Source organism: Mycobacterium sp. P4_H6 (assembly GCF_056400845.1).
This window is the reverse complement of the sequence record NZ_JBFUKN010000032.1, coordinates 18267-36216: the sequence shown is the minus strand read 5'-3', so window position 1 is coordinate 36216 and position 17950 is coordinate 18267. Positions and strand designations below refer to the sequence as shown.

Annotated in this window: 19 protein-coding genes and 1 pseudogene; 9 read left to right on the top strand and 11 right to left on the bottom strand. The window is 67.7% G+C overall.

The window, feature by feature from the left end; genetic code table 11:
- Position 1: 1 nt before the first annotated feature.
- From htrA to sigE, 3 genes are all read right to left on the bottom strand, one after another.
- Positions 2–1492, bottom strand: a complete 1491-nt coding sequence (gene htrA, locus AC1DTF_RS15415; RefSeq protein ID WP_477474698.1) for a serine protease HtrA — start codon at positions 1490–1492, stop codon at positions 2–4.
- A gap of 69 nt (positions 1493–1561) precedes the next feature.
- Complete coding sequence (rseA, locus tag AC1DTF_RS15410; RefSeq protein ID WP_057165830.1) at positions 1562–1957, bottom strand: anti-sigma E factor RseA; 396 nt, start codon at positions 1955–1957, stop codon at positions 1562–1564.
- 89 nt (positions 1958–2046) lie between these two features.
- Positions 2047–2835 carry an RNA polymerase sigma factor SigE gene (gene sigE, locus AC1DTF_RS15405; RefSeq protein WP_057165829.1) on the bottom strand — a complete coding sequence of 263 codons (789 nt, stop codon included), beginning with the start codon at positions 2833–2835 and terminating at the stop codon, positions 2047–2049.
- A 177-nt stretch (positions 2836–3012) separates the two neighbouring features.
- On the opposite strand from sigE, the gene AC1DTF_RS15400 reads away from it, so the two are divergent.
- The 7 genes from AC1DTF_RS15400 to AC1DTF_RS15370 all read left to right on the top strand — a co-directional run bounded on the left by AC1DTF_RS15400 (position 3013) and on the right by AC1DTF_RS15370 (position 8474).
- Positions 3013–3654 carry an O-methyltransferase gene (locus AC1DTF_RS15400; protein ID WP_477474697.1) on the top strand — a complete coding sequence of 214 codons (642 nt, stop codon included), beginning with the start codon at positions 3013–3015 and terminating at the stop codon, positions 3652–3654.
- A 131-nt stretch (positions 3655–3785) separates the two neighbouring features.
- A complete protein-coding gene (locus tag AC1DTF_RS15395) occupies positions 3786–4445 on the top strand; it encodes a TetR/AcrR family transcriptional regulator (protein ID WP_057165827.1) in 660 nt (219 codons plus the stop codon).
- Positions 4445–5335, top strand: coding sequence for an ABC transporter ATP-binding protein (locus AC1DTF_RS15390; protein WP_057165826.1), 891 nt, complete (start codon positions 4445–4447; stop codon positions 5333–5335). Before AC1DTF_RS15395 ends, AC1DTF_RS15390 begins: the two co-directional genes overlap by 1 nt.
- The gene (locus tag AC1DTF_RS15385) at positions 5336–6949 is read left to right on the top strand and encodes an ABC transporter permease (protein ID WP_477474696.1); all 1614 of its coding nucleotides are present in this window, start codon (positions 5336–5338) and stop codon (positions 6947–6949) included. It begins immediately after the preceding gene.
- Positions 6946–7608, top strand: coding sequence for a methyltransferase family protein (locus AC1DTF_RS15380; RefSeq protein WP_477474695.1), 663 nt, complete (start codon positions 6946–6948; stop codon positions 7606–7608). Before AC1DTF_RS15385 ends, AC1DTF_RS15380 begins: the two co-directional genes overlap by 4 nt.
- A gap of 48 nt (positions 7609–7656) precedes the next feature.
- The gene (locus AC1DTF_RS15375) at positions 7657–7851 is read left to right on the top strand and encodes a hypothetical protein (RefSeq protein ID WP_156409041.1); all 195 of its coding nucleotides are present in this window, start codon (positions 7657–7659) and stop codon (positions 7849–7851) included.
- A 35-nt stretch (positions 7852–7886) separates the two neighbouring features.
- On the top strand, positions 7887–8474 hold the full coding sequence (locus AC1DTF_RS15370) for a DUF4126 domain-containing protein (protein ID WP_057165822.1): 588 nt from the start codon (positions 7887–7889) through the stop codon (positions 8472–8474).
- Here AC1DTF_RS15370 and glgC read toward each other — a convergent pair.
- Positions 8471–9685, bottom strand: a complete 1215-nt coding sequence (gene glgC, locus AC1DTF_RS15365) for a glucose-1-phosphate adenylyltransferase (protein WP_057165821.1) — start codon at positions 9683–9685, stop codon at positions 8471–8473. The two genes, AC1DTF_RS15370 and glgC, sit on opposite strands and share 4 nt — an antisense overlap.
- Before the next feature lie 164 nt (positions 9686–9849).
- Between glgC and glgA the strand changes: the two genes are divergently transcribed.
- Positions 9850–11013, top strand: a complete 1164-nt coding sequence (gene glgA / locus AC1DTF_RS15360) for a glycogen synthase (RefSeq protein ID WP_477474694.1) — start codon at positions 9850–9852, stop codon at positions 11011–11013.
- Here glgA and AC1DTF_RS15355 read toward each other — a convergent pair whose 3' ends face one another.
- The 7 genes from AC1DTF_RS15355 to AC1DTF_RS15325 all read right to left on the bottom strand — a co-directional run bounded on the left by AC1DTF_RS15355 (position 11014) and on the right by AC1DTF_RS15325 (position 16612).
- On the bottom strand, positions 11014–11181 hold the full coding sequence (locus AC1DTF_RS15355) for a DUF3117 domain-containing protein (protein WP_005059648.1): 168 nt from the start codon (positions 11179–11181) through the stop codon (positions 11014–11016).
- Positions 11182–11345: 164 nt separating this feature from the next.
- Positions 11346–11930 (bottom strand): DNA-3-methyladenine glycosylase I, encoded by a 585-nt coding sequence (locus tag AC1DTF_RS15350; RefSeq protein WP_477474693.1) that lies wholly within the window; start codon positions 11928–11930, stop codon positions 11346–11348.
- A complete protein-coding gene (locus AC1DTF_RS15345) occupies positions 11927–12283 on the bottom strand; it encodes a DivIVA domain-containing protein (RefSeq protein WP_057165817.1) in 357 nt (118 codons plus the stop codon). Before AC1DTF_RS15345 ends, AC1DTF_RS15350 begins: the two co-directional genes overlap by 4 nt.
- A gap of 38 nt (positions 12284–12321) precedes the next feature.
- Complete coding sequence (locus AC1DTF_RS15340; protein WP_156409040.1) at positions 12322–13254, bottom strand: glucosyl-3-phosphoglycerate synthase; 933 nt, start codon at positions 13252–13254, stop codon at positions 12322–12324.
- Between the two features lie 35 nt (positions 13255–13289).
- Positions 13290–14159: a dihydropteroate synthase gene (gene folP / locus AC1DTF_RS15335; protein WP_477474692.1), complete on the bottom strand. Its 870-nt coding sequence runs from the start codon at positions 14157–14159 to the stop codon at positions 13290–13292.
- 111 nt (positions 14160–14270) lie between these two features.
- The gene (fadD6, locus tag AC1DTF_RS15330) at positions 14271–16046 is read right to left on the bottom strand and encodes a long-chain-acyl-CoA synthetase FadD6 (protein ID WP_057165815.1); all 1776 of its coding nucleotides are present in this window, start codon (positions 16044–16046) and stop codon (positions 14271–14273) included.
- An 11-nt stretch (positions 16047–16057) separates the two neighbouring features.
- On the bottom strand, positions 16058–16612 hold the full coding sequence (locus AC1DTF_RS15325) for an LOG family protein (RefSeq protein ID WP_057165814.1): 555 nt from the start codon (positions 16610–16612) through the stop codon (positions 16058–16060).
- 82 nt (positions 16613–16694) lie between these two features.
- On the opposite strand from AC1DTF_RS15325, the pseudogene AC1DTF_RS15320 reads away from it, so the two are divergent.
- Positions 16695–17912 (top strand): annotated as a pseudogene (locus AC1DTF_RS15320) (AAA family ATPase); the annotation flags it as partial.
- Positions 17913–17950: the final 38 nt, after the last annotated feature.

The window sequence follows — 17950 nt, the reverse complement described above, 5'->3', positions numbered from 1 at the left end:
GTTAGGGAGCGCCGTCGCCGATCGGGGTGACGGTCAGGGTGACCCGGCGACCGTCGCGGACGACCTCGATGGGGGCGGGCTCGCCGATCTTGAGCTGGCGCACGGCGACGACGAACTCGTCGGCGTCGGCGACATCGCGGTCTCCGACCTTGACCACCACGTCGTTCTCCAGGATGCCGCCACGTTCCGCGGGTCCGCCGACCTTGACATCGGCGATCTGCGCGCCGGAGGCCAGGTCATTGCTGGCCGAACGGGCGGTCAGACCGAGGGTGGGATGAGAGATCTTGCCGGCCTCGATGAGCTTCTGCGCCACATCCTTGACCTCGTTGACCGGGATCGCGAAACCCAGACCGCTGGCGCTGTCGGACAGCGACTTACCTGCGGTGTTGATCCCGATGACCTCGGCGGACATGTTGATCAACGGGCCACCGGAGTTGCCGTGGTTGATCGAGGCGTCGGTCTGCACACCGTCGATCACGGTGTCGGTGTCGGAGCCGTCGCCGGACAGCGGCAGCGGGCGGTGCAGCGCGCTGATGATGCCGTGGGTGACGGTGCTGCGCAGACCCAGCGGGGCACCCGCGGCGATCACCTGTTCGCCGACCTGCAGCTTCTCCGAGTCGCCCAGTTTGGCGACGCTGAGGTTGTCGACGTTGTCGACCTTGATCACCGCGAGGTCGGTCTTGGGGTCGCGGCCGACGAGGTTGGCCGGGACCTCCTTGCCGTCGTTGAACACGACGGTCATCTTGTACTTGCTCGGGTTGATCGCGGCCTCGGAGATGACGTGGTTGTTGGTCACGATGTAGCCACGCCCGTCGATCACGACACCGGAGCCCTGCGAGCCCTCCTGGTCGCTGGTGGCTTCGATGGTGACCACCGAATCAGCAACGGCGGCAGCAACTTCGGCGAACTGTCCGGCGGGCTCAGCGGGACGGTCACTGGTGTCCAGGGTGACCTTGGAGGTGGTGAAGGCCTCCACCACCTCGGCGGTCTTGCGGCCGACGACGCCGCCGAGGGCTCCGATGACCAGCGCGATGATCGCCAGGATCACCAGCGCGGTGATCGACACCCGGCGACCGAAGAGCACATCGCGCACGCCGAGCTTGCCCTGCGGCGCCTGCACGATGACCGGAGCGCTCGGTACGGCCGCAGGGGCCCCGAGTGCCGCAGGGGCGGACGGGTCGCGCCACGGATCGTCGATGTCGTCGGCGTCGGTGTCCCGTTCGGCTTCCAGCGCGCCGGCGTCGGCCGGGTGGCGCTGCAGCGAGTCGCCCGCGGCGTAGGGGCGTCCGAAGGCCTCGGCCAGGACCGGGTCCGGGGACAGGTTCTTGGGGGTGTACTCACCCTGGTCGCGGTGCTTGTCCTCGCCGAGGAACGATCCGGACACGCCGTCGGGCCGGCCGAAGGCGCGCTGTGAGGCCGGGTCGACGGGCGGACGCGAAACCGGACGGGGGGCCAGACGCGGGTTAGTGCCCGATTGGTCCTGATTGGTCACCCGTGCATCACTCCCCGGTCAAGCGCGCGCCATCGACGGCACCCGCAATTGAATCTCTTCGCATAAACCCTACCGGCGCTTGCGCCGGGCACGACCTGCGCCTTCAGCTACCTGCTGGGGAGCTTCCTCGGGGGCCGGTGTCTCGGGATTGCGGTCCGGTATCTGAGACAACAGACCGAGCAGAGAATTGGGCATCGCGATCGGGCAGGCGTCGCGCAGTGCCGACCGCGCCTGGCGCTGGGCATCAACCTCACCGGCGCACGACGGGCACAGCGACAGATGGTGTCCGGCGCGCAGATGCGCGGTCATCCGCAGCTCACCGTCGACGAAAGCCGCGATGGCCTCGGTGGACAGATGCTCGGTGGAGCCGAAACGGCGCGGCCCGACGGGCTCGCTGCTCTGCGATGCGAACTGCGCGGGCAGCCAGGAGAAAGCGCGACGGAACACATCGCCCGGGTCAGCCATCACCCGACTCCTCTCGGAACGCCGCGCCATTGAACACACACTGCTCATTTGAATGTAGCGCGGTAATCCGCGCCTCACACCCACGACGCTCAGGCGGAGGCGGTCAGCTGATCCGAATGCTTGGCCAGATGCTCACGCAGTGCCTGCCGACCGCGGTGGATACGGCTGCGGACGGTGCCCAGCTTCACACCGAGCGTCGCGCCGATCTCCTCGTAGGACAGACCCTCGATGTCGCAGAGGACGACGGCGGCGCGGAACTCCGGCGGCAGCGAGTCCAATGCGGCCTGCAGGTCCGGCCCCAGTCGCGAATCGTGATAGATCTGCTCGGGGTTGGGATCCTCGGCCGGAACCCGGTCGTAGTCCTCGGGCAGCGCTTCCATGCGGATGCGGGTACGGCGGCGCACCATGTCGAGGAACAGGTTGGTGGTGATGCGGTGCAGCCAGCCCTCGAAGGTGCCGGGCTGGTAGTTCTGCACGGAGCGGAACACCCGGATGAACGTCTCCTGGGTGAGATCCTCGGCGTCCTGCTGGCTGCCCGACAGCCGGTAGGCCAGCCGGTACACCCGGTCGGCGTGCTGGCGGACCAGTTCGTCCCAGGACGGCATGGCCGCCTTGTCGCCGGTGGCGTCGAACACCGCGGTGCCGGTCAGTTCATCGGAGGGCTCCACCCAGTCGCCGTCGGTGTACTGCTCCAGATGGGGCATGGACACCGGGCTGGCAACAGTGCTTCCGGCGCTTCCTGAGGCTGCGGCGTTGGCGATCGTGGGATCCTCCGAATCAAGGTGGCAGGCCGTTTTGGTCGGCGTCTGCGCGTTGTCGATGGAAACGTGGCCGAGGCCATCCGTATTCCGTGATCGCAAGCTTTCGCCGTGTTCCATGGGAAGTACCGTCTCCGACCGGGGTGTGCCTGGCATATGAGCAAACTGAACAATTCCTGAGAATGCGGATTACCCATGGTTCGACCAGGTAAAACCAGCGGAAATCGGGTGTGATTCTCGTATCAGGGGCGGGCGTGTCGGGGTGGCGCCGGTCGTCGTTCGCTCTACGCTGCGGGCATGGCCAGCACCGACGACGCCGCCCAGTCGATCGTCTCGCACGCGGAGGCGTCGATCACCGAGGACGCGGTGACTGCCGCTGCGCGCGAACGTGCGGTGGACAGCGGCGCGGGCGCGGTGACCCCCGCCGTCGGTGCGCTGCTGAGCGTGCTGGCCAGACTGACCGGCGCGAAGGCCGTCGTCGAGGTGGGCACCGGAGCCGGCGTGAGCGGCCTGTGGCTGCTGGCCGGTATGCGTGAGGACGGCGTGCTGACCACCATCGACGTCGAACCCGAGCACCAGCGGTTGGCCAAGCAGGCATTCACCGAGGCCGGCGTCGGGGCATCGCGTACCCGGCTGATCAGCGGCCGCGCGCAGGACGTCCTGACCAGACTGGCCGACGAGTCCTATGACCTGGTGTTCGTCGACGCCGCCCCGGCCGACCAGCCGCAGTACGTCGCCGAAGGTGTGCGGTTGCTGCGCCCGGGCGGGGCGATCGTGGTGCACCGCGCCGCACTCGGTGGGCGCGCCGGGGATGCCTCGGCCAACGACGCCGAGGTCGCCGCGGTGCGCGAGGCCGCCCGCCYGATCGCCGAAGACGAGCGCTTCACCCCGGTGCTGATTCCGCTGGGCGACGGCCTGCTCGCCGCGGCGCGCGACTAGCTCCTTTCCACAAGCAGTTCCCCGCGAGATTGCACGTGCCGCGGGGTCCACTCGCACGTCCACGCGGCAACCGCAATCTCGCGGCCAAACACCCTTGACGCTCGACTGAACGCGCGTTTAGTCTGTTGAACATGCGTTCAGCCGACGATCTGACCACCACCGCGCGGATCCGCGACGCCGCGATCCAACAGTTCGGCGAGCACGGGTTCAACACCGGTGTGCGGGCGATCGCCACCGCCGCCGGAGTCAGCGCCGGGTTGGTCATCCATCACTTCGGCTCCAAGGACGGCCTGCGCAAGGCCTGTGACGACTACATCGCCGAGCAGATCCGCAGCGCGAAATCGGAATCCATCCAATCCTCCGATCCGGCAACATGGCTCGCCCAGATGGCCGAGATCGAGCACTACGCGCCGATGATGGCCTACCTGGTGCGCAGCATGCAGTCCGGCAGCGAACTCGCGAAAGGCTTCTGGCAGAAGATGCTGGAGAACACCGAGGAGTACCTGGAGGCGGGCGTGCGGGCCGGGACGCTCAAACCCAGCCGAGACCCCAAGGCGCGGGCCAAGTACCTCGGAATGATGGGCGGCGGCGGGTTCCTGCTCTATCTGCAGTTGCACGACAACCCATCCGACGTGCGGGCGGTGCTGCGCGACTACGCCGAAGACATGGTGTTGCCCGCCCTGGAGGTCTACAGCAACGGCCTGATGACCGACTCCACGATGTACGACGCCTTCGTGGCCCAGCGCGAAAAAGGCGTCGCCTTCAGTGCACCCGAACAAGGAGAGCAGTGATGACCAACGCAGTCGAGATCAGCGCGCTGACCAAGAGATTCGGCCGGAGCACGGCACTGGACGGACTGGACCTGACCGTCGCCCCCGGCGATGTCGCCGGATTCCTCGGACCCAACGGCGCCGGAAAGTCGACGACCATCCGGATCCTGCTCGGCCTGCTGCGCGCCGACAGCGGCACCGTGCGACTGCTGGGCGGTGACCCCTGGCACGACGCGGTCGCGCTGCACCGCAGGATCGCCTACGTGCCGGGTGATGTCACGCTCTGGCCCAATCTGACCGGCGCACAGGCCATCGACTTCCTCGCCCGTCTGCGCGGCGGCCAGGTCGACACCCGCCGCCGCGATGAGCTGATCCAGCGGTTCGAGCTGGACCCGCACAAATCGGCCCGCACCTACTCCAAGGGCAACCGGCAGAAGGTCGCCATCGTCGCCGCGTTCAGCACCGACGCCGAGCTGTACATCCTCGACGAGCCGACCTCGGGCCTGGACCCGTTGATGGAGAAGAACTTTCAGCACTGCGTTGCCGAGGTGGCCGACCGCGGCGCGGCGGTACTGCTGTCCAGCCACATCCTCGCCGAGGTCGAAAAGCTCTGCGACAACGTCACCATCATCCGTTCCGGGCGCACCGTCCGTTCCGGCACGCTCACCGAACTGCGCCACCTGATGCGCACCACCGTCACCGCCCGCACCCGGGGTGATGGTGCACAGATGCACGAGCTGCCCTTCGTCCACGATTTCGCGGCGCAGGACGGGCAGATCAGCTTCTCGGTGGACCGCGCCGATCTCGACACCACCATGGACCGCCTAGCCGGCCTCGGTATCGACGAACTCGCCGTGGCGCCGGCCTCACTGGAAGACCTGTTCCTGCGCGAGTATCAGGGGGTGAGCTAGGTGAGCACCCCCGTCGCGCATGCCGACCACCGGGCCGGCGCCGCGCAGTCATCGTTGACCGGCACCGGCACCCTGCTCCGACTGGCGTTGCGCCGCGACCGCATCCGGCTCACGGTGTGGCTGGCCTTGCTCACCCTGATGATGGCCTACACCCCGGGTGCCCTCGAGGTGGCCTACCCGGGCGAGGAACAACGTCTTGCCCGCATCAACCTGATGCAGACACCGGCCGGGACCATCATGGGCGGCCCGATGTTCGGCGGCAACGAGACCGCACTGGGCGCCATGATCGCCAACGAACTGATGCTCACCATGATCGTGGCCACCTCGATCCTGGCCATCCTCACCGTCGTCAGGCACACCCGCCGCGACGAGGAGAGCGGCGCAGCAGAGCTCGTGCTGTCCTCGGTGGTCGGCAGGCACGCCCGCACCATCTCCGCATTGACATTGGTGGGCGCGGTCAATGCCGTACTCGCGGTCACGATGACCGTGGCGCTCGCCGGCTACGGTTTCGCCGTCCCGGACAGTGCGGCGCTCAGTCTCGGTATCACCGGGGCGGCAACAGTTTTCGGCGCCTTGGCGGCCGTCACCGCCCAGCTGTGGCGGCAGGCACGCACCGCGACGGGGGCGGCGATGGGCGCCCTCGCACTGGCCGTGCTGGTCCGCGGCATCGGCGATGTCATCGACCCCTCGGGCAGCGCCCTGAGCTGGTTCTCCCCCATCGCCTGGGCTCAGCAGATGCGGTCCTTCGTGGACGTGCGCTGGTGGCCGCTGCTCATGCTGATCGGGCTCACCGCAATGCTGGTGGCCACCGCCGTGATGCTGGAATCCCGGCGCCAGTACGACGACGGCATCATCAGGTCCAGCGGCGAACGTCCCGACGCACACGCGATACCCAATGTCTTTGTCCTGCACCTGACCCTGCAACGCGGCCAGTTGATCGGTTGGAGCGTCGGACTGTTCCTGGGCGGTCTGGCATTCGGATCGATGACGAAATCGCTGCTGAATGCGGCGCAGGAGAACGAACTGCTGGCGCGGGTGCTCGCCGTGTCGGGCACCGACGGTGTCTACACCACCATGTCGCAGTTCCTGGCGGCGGCAACCGGCGCCTATGTGGTCGCCGCCGTGCTGCGCACCTACAGCGACGAGGAATCCGGGCTGTCCGAGCCGGTGCTGGCCGCCGCGGTGTCGCGCTGGCAGTGGCTGTTGACGTCGGTGGCCGCGGCGCTGACCGGTGCGGCCGCGTTGTTGCTCTGCGCGGGGCTGGGCAATGGTCTGGGCGCCGGTCTGACCGTCGGCGAGCCGGCCACCGTGTGGCGGCTGACCCTGGCCGGTCTGGCCTTCCTGCCGGCCATGGCGGTGCTCGCCGCGATCGCCGCGCTCGCGGTCGCGCTGCGCCGGCCCTGGATCGGCTGGCTGGCCGTGGCATTCGTGGTGGTGTCGCTGTATCTCGGTGCGCTGCTGCGGTTGCCGCGATGGCTGCTGGACGCCTCCCCTGTCGGGCAGACGACCGCACCGACCGATTTCCCGCTCACCGCGCTGGCGACGATGGTGGCCGTCGCGGCCGCCGGGACGCTGCTGGCCGGGTGGATCTACCGAACAAGGGACGCGGTATGAAATTCATCGCACAGACGGTCCTCGGGCTGGTCTTCTTCGTCGCCGTCCTGTTCTGGCCGGCCGGCACCTTCGACTACTGGCAGGCGTGGGTCTTCCTGGCGGTGTTCATCGCGACGACCACCCTGCCGAGCATCTATCTGGCCGTCCGCCACCCGGACGCCCTGGCCCGGCGAATGAAGGCCGGCCCCACCGCCGAAAACCGCCCGGCGCAACGCATCATCATGACCCTCACGCTGGCGCTGGTGGTCGCGACGTTCGTGCTCTCGGCGCTCGATCACCGCTTCGGGTGGTCGCAGGTCCCGGTGTGGCTGGTCATCGTCGGCAATGTCCTGGTCGCCGTCGGGCTCAGTGCCGCCCAACTCGTCGTCGTGCAGAACAACTATGCGGCGGCGACCGTACAGGTCGAGGCCGACCAGCCACTGGTGTCCACGGGGCTCTACGGATTGGTGCGCCACCCGATGTACACCGGCGCGGCCGTCATGATGATCGGCACCCCGCTGGCCCTGGATTCGCTGTGGGGCCTGCTCGGCGTGGTGGCCTCGGCACCGGTGATCGCGGCACGCATCCGCGACGAGGAGCAGATGCTCACCGAGGAACTGGCCGGCTACCCCGAATACATGGCAACAGTGCGCTACCGGTTGGTGCCCCACCTCTGGTGATCGCACACCGGTTGGGGTGACGCCGTCGCCCTCGATACAGTGCTGGTCATGGCCGACAAAGCATGCCCGGGTAGCGGGAAGAGTTGGACGGTCGATATCGAGGGCAAACCGATATGCCCCCGGTGCCGCCGCTCGCTGGCCACCGTGGCCGGAAAAGGACGCAAGATCAAGGACCTGCCCGAGGTCCCCCGGCACGACAAGCCGTCGCGGGCGACCACCAGGAACACCCGCCGTCCGAACTGATCCGATCGGGCACCGTCCGGCCACATACTGAATCCATGGAGCTGCTCACCGGTTTCGGGCTGGCCACCGCGGCCGGACTCAATGCCTACATCCCGCTGCTGGCGCTGGGCCTGCTGTCGCGGTTCACCGAACTGGTGTCGCTGCCCGCGGGCTGGGCCTGGCTGGAGAACGGCTGGGTGATGCTCATCGTCGGGGTGCTGCTGACCGTCGAGATCGTCGCCGACAAGATCCCGGCGCTGGACTCGGTGAACGACGCCATCCAGACGTTCGTGCGGCCGACGGCGGGTGGCATCGTCTTCGGGTCGGGCACCGCCGCGCAGACCGCCGCGGTCACCGATCCGGGCGCTTTCGCGTCATCGGGCCAGTGGATCGGCGTCGTCATCGGCGTCGTCACCGCACTTGTCGTGTCGCTGACCAAATCCGCCGTACGCCCGGTCGCCAACATCGGGTCGGCAGGGATGGCAGCCCCGGTGCTGAGCACCGCCGAGGACGTCACCAGTGTGGGGTTGGTCTTCGTGTCGCTGCTGCTGCCGCTGTTGATCCTCGTCGTACTCGCCGCCGTCGCCCTCGCGGTGGTCCAGGTGTGGCGGTGGCGCCGGCGCCGCGCGCAGGCAGAGCGCTAGATCCAGATCCCCTTGCCGACGGCGACGATGCCGCCGGAACTGATCGAGAACCGTTCACGGTCCTTGTCCAGGTCGACGCCGACCATCTCGCCGGGTCCGACGACGACGTTCTTGTCCAGGATCGCCTTGCGCACCACCGCGCCGCGGCCGATACGCACCCCGGGCATCAGCACGCTGCCCTCGACGATCGCGCCGTCGTCGATGGCGACGTTGGACGACAGCACCGAATTGCGCACCGAGGCCGCCGAGATGATGCTGCCCGCGCCCACCACGGACTCCTGGGCGGAGCCGCCGTTGACGAACTTGGCCGGGGCCAGGTTCTCCGAGCCGCCACGGATCGGCCAGCGCTTGTTGTACAGGTTGAACACCGGGTGCACCGAGACCAGATCCATGTGCGCGTCGTAGAACGCGTCCAGGGTGCCGACATCGCGCCAGTAACCGTGGTCGCGTTCGGTGGCCCCGGGCACCTCGTTGTCGTCGAAGTCGTAGACGCCCGCCATCCCGTCGGCCACCAACCGCGGAATGATGTCGCCACCCATGTCGTGGTCGGAGGTGTCTTCGTCGGCGTCGGCCTTGATGGCGTCGATGAGCACCTTGGTGGTGAAGATGTAGTTGCCCATCGAGGCGAAGGTCGACTCGGGGTCGTCGGGGGTGCCTGGCGGGTCGGCAGGCTTCTCCACCCACCCGCGGATGCGGCCCGATTCGTCGGCGTCGATGCAACCGAAGGCCGAGGCCTCCGAGCGCGGCACCCGGATACCGGCCACCGTGGCACCCGCACCGCTCTCGATGTGGTGGGCCAGCATCTGCTCGGGATCCATCCGATACACGTGGTCGGCACCGAAGATGACGATGTAGTCCGGGTCCTCGTCGTAGATCAGGTTCATCGACTGGTAGATCGCGTCGGCTGATCCGGTGTACCACCGCGGTCCCAGCCGCTGCTGCGCCGGGACGGGCGTGATGTACTCCCCCGCCAAACCCGACAGCCGCCAGTTCTGCGAGATGTGCCGGTCCAGCGAGTGCGATTTGTATTGCGTGAGAACGCAGATCCGCAGGAATCGCGCATTCACGAGATTCGACAGAACGAAGTCGATCAACCGGTAGCCACCGCCGAACGGCACCGCCGGCTTCGCCCGGTCCGCCGTCAATGGGTAAAGGCGCTTACCTTCCCCCCCAGCCAGGACGATGCCCAGCACATGTGGCGCTTCCCTCATGCTGCCAACCTATCTGGCCTGCCGCGGTGCGGCTAGCCAATCGCCCGATCGAACTGCTGCGAGTCAAGGTGTTTGGGCGCTCGGGAACACGTGTGAACGCTGATCATGATTCGTGAACTGGATGAGGGGTGCGCGGCGAAGTTTCGCCGGTTACCGTGCACACCATGCGCGTGGCGATGATGTCTCGGGAGTATCCGCCGGAGGTCTACGGCGGGGCAGGCGTGCACGTGACCGAGCTCGTCGCCCAGCTGCGGCGACTGTGCGAGGTAGATGTGCACTGCATGGGCGCGCCGCGGGACACCGCGATCGTCGCGGCGCCCGACCCCGCGCTGGCGTCCGCCAACCCGGCGCTGTCCACGCTGTCGGCCGACCTGGTGATGGCCAATGCCGCCGCCGGGGCGACCGTCGCGCATTCGCACACCTGGTACACCGGGATGGCCGGGCATCTGGCCTCGCTGTTGCACGGAATCCCGCACGTGCTGACCGCCCATTCGCTGGAGCCGATGCGGCCGTGGAAGGCCGAGCAGCTCGGCGGCGGGTACCGGGTGTCGTCCTGGGTGGAACGCACGGCCGTGGAAGCCGCCGACGCGGTGATCGCCGTGAGCTCCGGTATGCGCAAGGACGTGCTGGCCACCTACCCGACCCTGGATCCCGCGCGGGTGCACGTGGTGCGCAATGGGATCGACACCGCGGTCTGGTTCCCGGCCGAGCCCGAGCCCGAGGGTTCGGTGCTGGCCGAGCTCGGCGTGGACCTCAACCGGCCGATCGTGGCGTTCGTCGGCCGGATCACCCGGCAGAAGGGTGTCGCGCACCTGGTGGCCGCGGCGCACCGCTTTGACCCCGACATCCAGCTGGTGCTGTGCGCAGGTGCACCCGACACCCCGGAGATTGCCGCGGAGATCAGTTCGGCGGTCCAGGATCTGGCCGCCGCACGTTCGGGCGTGTTCTGGGTGCGAGAGATGCTGCCGACCGGCAAGATTCGCGAAATTTTGTCGGCATCAACGGTTTTCGTGTGCCCTTCGGTGTATGAACCGCTGGGCATCGTCAACCTCGAGGCGATGGCCTGTTCGACGGCCGTCGTCGCCTCCGACGTCGGCGGCATTCCCGAGGTGGTGGCCGATCACGAAACCGGGTTGCTGGTGCACTACGACGCCAACGACACGGTGTTCTTCGAGACCCACCTGGCCGATGCGGTCAACGCACTGGTTGCCGAACCCGACCGGGCACGCCGCTACGGCGAGGCCGGGCGGCAGCGTTGTATCGAAGAGTTCTCCTGGGCGCGTATCGCCGAGGAGACCCTTGCGATCTACAACGTGGTGACGAGCTAGTTAGCTCGTCACGTTCTTGAGCTCGTCGCCCAGTGCGGCGGCCTCATCGGGGGTGAGCTCGACGACGAGCCGCCCTCCGCCTTCCAGTGGTACCCGCATCACGATGCCGCGCCCCTCTTTGGTCGCTTCCAATGGACCGTCACCGGTCCGGGGCTTCATCGCCGCCATCGTGTGCTCCCTCCGCATGAGCCGGCCCGCACTGAACGGACCCGATCAAGCCGGCGTCAACCGGCACAGAATTGCTACTGAACTAAACCTATTGTTCCCTATTGCGTCGCTGCAGTGTGAAAAGACCCGGCGAAACGCACCGACCGTGACCGGAAAGATAACGCTCACGCCGCCGCGGGCACCCAGCATGAGGCGATGTGATCGTCGACCATTCCCGTTGCCTGCATCAACGCGTAGGCCGTCGTGGGGCCGACGAAACGAAAGCCCCGACGCTTGAGTTCCTTGGCCATCGCTGTGGATTCCGGCGTGATGGCGGGCACCGCGGACAGCTCCGCGGGGCGGGTTCTCACCGCGGGTGCGAACGACCACAGCAAATCGGAGAGGTCGATGTCGAGGTCGGCGATGGCGCGGGCGTTGTTGATGGTGGCCTCGATCTTCGCGCGGTTACGCACGATTGCGGCATCCTCCATCAGCCGGGCGATGTCGCGGTCGGTGAACCGGGCGACCTTGTCGATGTCGAACCCCTTGAACGCGTGCCGAAACCCGTCACGCTTGCGCAGGATGGTCAACCAGGACAGACCACTCTGAAAGGCCTCCAGGCTGACCCGTTCGAACAGCGGCACGGTCCCGCGCAGTTGCTTGCCCCACTCAGTGTCGTGATACTCCCGGTAGAGCACTCCGTTGGGGCTGGAATCGGTTGGTACCCAGCCACATCGGATCCGTCCGTCATCGGCGACCGGCGCGGTCACGACTCGTCCGGCTTGGCGTGCGCAGCCTCGTGGACAGCCGGCCGGTCCTCGTTGTCCTCCAGCCCGTAGGCGGCACGCACCGTGTCCAACTCGCCACGCAGCGAATCGAGTTCGGCGCCCAGCCGGTCGAGCACCCAGTCCACCTCGCTGGTCTTGTAGCCGCGCAGCGTCTGGGTGAACTTGACGTCGTCGACGTCGGCACCGGTCACTCCCGAAGCCGGCAGCACGGTCGCCGTGGTGGCCCGCGGAAGTGGCGGCAACTGTTCGCCGCGGCCGAACAGCACACTGCCCAGGGCAAACAACACCGTGCCGACCAGGATCAGCACCACCAGGTACATCAGTATCAGTGTCACGCCTCGATACTGCCCTACCCGTGTGACAAGGAAGACCCCTAGCGCGGGCGCAACGTGTTCATCGGGGGCCGGTCGGCCAGCGACACCGTGGAGGTGCGCGGGGTGTAGTCGTCACCGTCGGCGAAGAACTGTGTCAGCCCCACCCCGGAGTCGGGAATGCCGCAGCGGCTCAGCAGCGTGGCGATCACCTGCCGGCTCATCGCGGCCAGCTCGGTCAGCGGGCGGTTGCGGTGCTCGCGGACCCCCAGATTGACCTGCGCGATGCCGTCCAGGCCCAGCCGGTCATAGGTGTCGATGAGCAGGCCGATCTCGACGCCGTAGGCGGGCGCGAACGGTACCGAGGTGAGCAGTTCACGGGTGCCCGCGTACTCACCGCCAAGCGGCTGCAGCAGGCAGGTCAGCTCCGGTCGCAGGGCCGCCAGCAGCGGCCGTGCCACGAGCTCGGTGACGCGACCGCCGCCGTTCTTGTCCTCRCTGCCGCTGACCTTGAGYGGCCGCCGGTAGAACCCCTTGACCAGGTGCACACCGTCGGTGGTCAGCAGCGGGCCCAGCAGCTTGGGCACGAACATCGGATCGGGGTCGATCAGGTCGGAGTCGACAAAGACGACCAGGTCACCGGTGGTCGCAGCGAGCGAACGCCACAACACCTCACCCTTGCCGGGGTTGGTCGGCACCTCGGGCAGCGCCTGTTCCCGGCTCACCACGCGGGCGCCGGCGGCGACCGCCCGGATCTCGGTGTCATCGGTGGACCCGGAGTCCAGCACGATCAACTCGTCGACCAGCCCGCCCAGCAGCGGGGTGATGGTCTCCACCACCGAGGCGACGGTCTCTTCCTCGTTGAGCGCCGGGAGCACCACCGAGATGGTGCGGCCCGCCTTGGCGGCGATCAGCTCCTCCACGGTCCAGGACGGCCGGCCAAAGCTGTGGTCTGCCATCCAGCGGTGCCCTGACACAGCGTCAGTCTCGTTCATTGCGGTCAGTTCTGGTGTCAGCTCAGATAGCACCGTCATGCCAGTCCCCTCACCGTGCGCGTCGGTGGACGCGATCCGTGGATCGACGCGACCATTTCCAGTACGCGTCGAGTGGGGCCGACCTCATGCACCCGGAACATGGCTGCTCCATCGGCGGCGGCCAAAGCCGTCGCCGCCAGCGTGCCCTCCAGGCGTTCGGTCAGTCCCACACCCAGAGTCTCCCCGACAAAATCCTTGTTGCTCAGGGCCATCAGGACAGGCCATCCCGTGTTTACAAGATCTTTTACGTGGCGCAACAAACTAAGGCCGTGGTAAGTGTTCTTGCCGAAATCGTGGGTCGGATCGATCAAGATCGCGTCCGGGGACACCCCCACCGACACGGCGTGCTCGGCCGCAGCGGTGACTTCGGCGATCACATCGTCGACCACACCGCGTTCGCTGATGCCGTAGTTCACCCGGAACGGCCGGGTCCGCGGGATGGCGCCGCCGGTGTGTGAGCAAACCAGTCCGGCACCGAACTCCGCGGCGACCTCCGGCAGGCCGGGGTCGGCTCCGGCCCAGGTGTCGTTGATGAGGTCCGCACCGGCCGCGCAGGCCTGTTTGGCGACCGTCGCGCGCCAGGTGTCCACGCTGATGAGTTGATCGGGATAGGCACCGCGCAGCCATTCGATGAACGGCACCACCCGCGCGATCTCCTCGTCGGCATCCACGGTGTTACCCGGGCCCGCCTTCACCCCACCGATGTCGATGACGTCGGCGCCGTCGGCGATCTTGCGGTGGGCGGCCTCCATGGCGGCCTCGTCGGTGAACGTGGCGCCGCGGTCGTAGAACGAATCCGGTGTGCGGTTGACGATGGCCATGATCATCGCCCGGTCACCGGCGACCGGGCGGCCCAGCCACGTCATTTTCCCGTCGCTGCGCTCACCCCTGCCTGTCAACTGCACACTCCCAGGCTACGGCCAAGCGATTTCGGCGTGATGTGTTGCGCTGACCGCAGCGGATCACGCCGAAATGGTTCAGGACTTCGGGCGCTTGCCGTCCTTGACCTCGTCGACGTACTCCGGATAGAAGGGCACGTAGCCCTCCTCGCGCCCGGCCAGCACGTAGAGCGGGTCCTCGATGTCCTCGCCGTAGCCCTGCTTGCGCAGTTCGACCTTCTGGCTCTTGAACGTCGAGGTGTGCGCCAACTCCGGCACGATCCGGATGAACAGCGGCACCGCGTAGGGCGGCAGATGCGCGTAGGCGGTCCGCGCCAAGGCGGCCCCGTCGAACTCGGCCCCCGACTTGAGTTGCAGCGCAACCATGCCCGCTCGGCCACCGGCGCCGGGCACCTCGACGCCGAACACGGTCGCCTCCTCGACCTGCGCATCGCTGGACAGGCCGGCCTCGACCTCGGTGGTCGCGACGTTCTCGCCCTTCCACCGGAAGGTGTCGCCGAGCCGATCGGCGAAGGCGGCGTGCCCGAAGCCCTGGGAACGCATCAGGTCCCCGGTGTTGAACCAGACGTCGCCGTCCTTGAATGCGTCACGCACCAGCTTCTTTTCAGACGCCGACTTGTCGGTGTAGCCGTCGAACGGCTGGAAGCTGCTGACCTTGGACAGCAGCAGGCCGGGCTGTCCGCGTTTGACCTTGCGCAGCCTGCCGTCCGCGGCGCGCGCAGGTTCCCCGGTGTCGAGGTCGTATTCGACGAAGGCCACCGGGCTCGGGCAGATGCCGGTCGACTTGGACACATTGAAGACGTTGACGAAGGCGGTGTTTCCCTCACTGGCGCCGTAGAACTCGCAGACCCGCGGGATGCCGAAGCGTTTGGTGAACTCGTCCCAGATGGCAGGGCGCAGTCCGTTGCCGACGATGACGCGCACCTTGTGTGCGCGGTCGGTCGGCTTGGGCGGCTGGTTGAGCAGGTATCCGCAGATCTCACCGATGTAGACGAACGCGGTGGCCTCATGACTGATGACCTCGTCCCAGAACCGCGACGCGGAGAACGACTTGCCCAGTGCCAGTGCCGCTCCTGCGTTCAGCGCGGAACCGACCGACACCGTGAGCGCATTGTTGTGATAGAGCGGCAGGCAGCAATAGAGGGTGTCGTTGCTGTTCAGGCGCAGGCCGAGCCCGCCGAATCCGGCCAGTGCGCGCAGCCAGCGGTAGTGGGTCATCACACTGGCCTTGGGCATGCCGGTGGTGCCCGAGGTGAAGATGAAGAACGCCTTGTCCTTGGCCAGCACCGCCGCGGTGGCGGCCGGGTTGGTGGTGGGCGCGGTGGTGGCGGCCTGCCGCAACTCTTCGACGGTGACCAGGCCTTCGGTCTCCACGCCGCTCTCGGTGATCGGTTCCACCAAGTCGGATTCGGCGATGATGGCCTTCGCGTTGAGCAGACCGATGCTGTGGGCCAGGACGTTGCCACGCTGATGGTAGTTGAGCATGCCGGCGGTGGCTCCGCATTTGACGGTGGCCAGCATCAGCAACACCGAGTCCGGGGAGTTGCGCAACATGATGCCGACGACGTCGCCGTGGCCCACTCCCCGGGCGGCCAGCACCGCGGCGTAGCGGTTGACGGTCTCGTTGGCCTGCCGGTAGGTGATCTTCTGATCTTCGAACTTCAGGAACACCCGGTCGCCGTACTGCGCGGCGCGGTCCTGGAAGACCTTGCCGATCGAGGTCTTGGCGGTGGGCCGGGCACCCATGCCCGTGACCACACCCCGCACGATCGCCGGCGCGTCCATCAGCAGCCCGGGAATCTTGGTGGCGATGTCGAGCAGGCCGACGCTGGTACGCGTTGTGTCGTCACTCATGGCCGTCAAGCCTAGTGACCGGGGCTACATGCGCTGAGAGCCGTCTCAACATCGGTGACGAGCACCAGCCGGTCCAGGGCGCGTTCGCCGACGTAACCGGTGTCGACCAGGCCCCGTAGCCAGCTCAGCAAGCCGTCGTAGTGGCCGAATGGGTCGAGCATGACGATCGGCTTGTCATGCATGCCCAGGTAGCCCGCCGTCCACGCTTCGAAGAACTCCTCCAAGGTGCCGATACCGCCGGGCAGGGCGATGAACGCGTCGGCGCGGTCCTCCATCACCTGCTTGCGTTCCCGCATGGTGTCGGTGACCACCAGTTCGTCGGCGGCGACGTCGGCGAGTTCCCGGTGCACCAGGGCCTTGGGGATGACGCCGATGGTGCGCCCGTTGCGCTGCCGGGCCCCGTCGGCCACCGCGCCCATCGCCGAGACGTTGCCGCCCCCGGATACCAGCGTCCACCCGCGGTCCGCGATGCCGCGGCCGACGTCGGTGGCGAGTTCGAGCAGTTCAGGGTGCGTTGGGCCGGACGCGCAGTACACGCAGACGGCCCACGGGCTGGTTTCGGACACAAGTGAGAACGTACCGCCGGTTTCGCCATGACCGCATGGYCGCCCGCCATACACTGCGGCTGTGTCTGAGCCGTCGAGCGACGCTGCTGCGGACGCGCTGGGCCGCGCGGATCTCGGGGCCGCCGAGGAACTGGCCCGGGCGGCATTGAGCGAGGGCGGATCACTGTCCGCGCGGTTGACGTTGGCGCAGGCCCTGGCCTGGCAGGGCCGCGGGAACGATGCCGACGCGGTGCTCGCCGAGGTCGACCCCGCGACCCTGACCGAGGCCGACCTGATCGCGTGGGCGCTGCCCCGGGCGGCCAATCAGTTCTGGATGCTCGACGAGCCCGAGCGGGCCACCGCCTTCCTGCGCGCGACACGCGCCAAGCTGCGTTCCGCGACCACCGTCGACGCGTTGCTGAGCACCTTCGCCATGAACGCCGGTAGCCCGCAGCGTGCGCTGGAACTCGCCGACTCTGTGCTCGCGACGCCGGACGCCGACCGTCGGGCGATCGGCTGGGCGGCTTCGGCGGCGGCGTTGTCGTCGGCCCGGATGGGCCTGTTCTCTTCGGTCGACACTTTGGCCGCCCGGGCGGTCGCGTCCGGCAATCCCGGGCTGCTGCGGTTCACCTCCGCTTTCGGGCAGACCACCGCGCTGATCCTCACCGGCGAGCTGGATCGCGCCGAGGCGCTGGCGCGTGACCTGGTGTCAGTGGCCCAGCCGTCCCGGGCGATCGGACAGCTACTGGTGGCCGATGTGCTGTTGGTGCGCGGTGCCCTCGACGAGGCTGTGCCACTGTTGCGCGAATCCGCCGCCGCGCTGGCAGTGACCGGATACTCGTGGGGACCGCTGGCGTGGATGCTGCTGGCTCAGGCGCTCGGGCAGCAGGGACTGGCGGTCGATGCGGCCAAAGCGCTCTCGCGCGCGGAGTCGCGACACGGGTTGAAGTCGATGCTGTTCGCCCCTGAACTGGCGCTGGCCCGGGCCTGGACCTGCGCGGCGCGACGGGACGCGGTGGGAGCGATTGCCGCCGCGCGCGAAGCGGCGCGCACCGCTTCGCGGGGTGGCCAGTCTGCTGTGACATTGCGCGCACTGCACGACGCTGTCCGTCTCGGCGACGCCCGAGCCGCCGAAAGCGTCGCCGCGCTCGAATTGGATTGCGTCTTCGCTCGTTTGACGCTCGAACATGCGCGAGCGCAGGCAGTTCAAGATCAAGAGGGGCTGGACTCCGTTGCTAAAAGGTTTGCAGCGCTCGGAATGTCGAGAAGGCCTCTGAACGCCCCGCCGGCCGCACCGGCGGAGCGCTCGCACGTGCTCTGATCAAGACTCTCCACACAGACGGCAAACCCTTTAGGGTG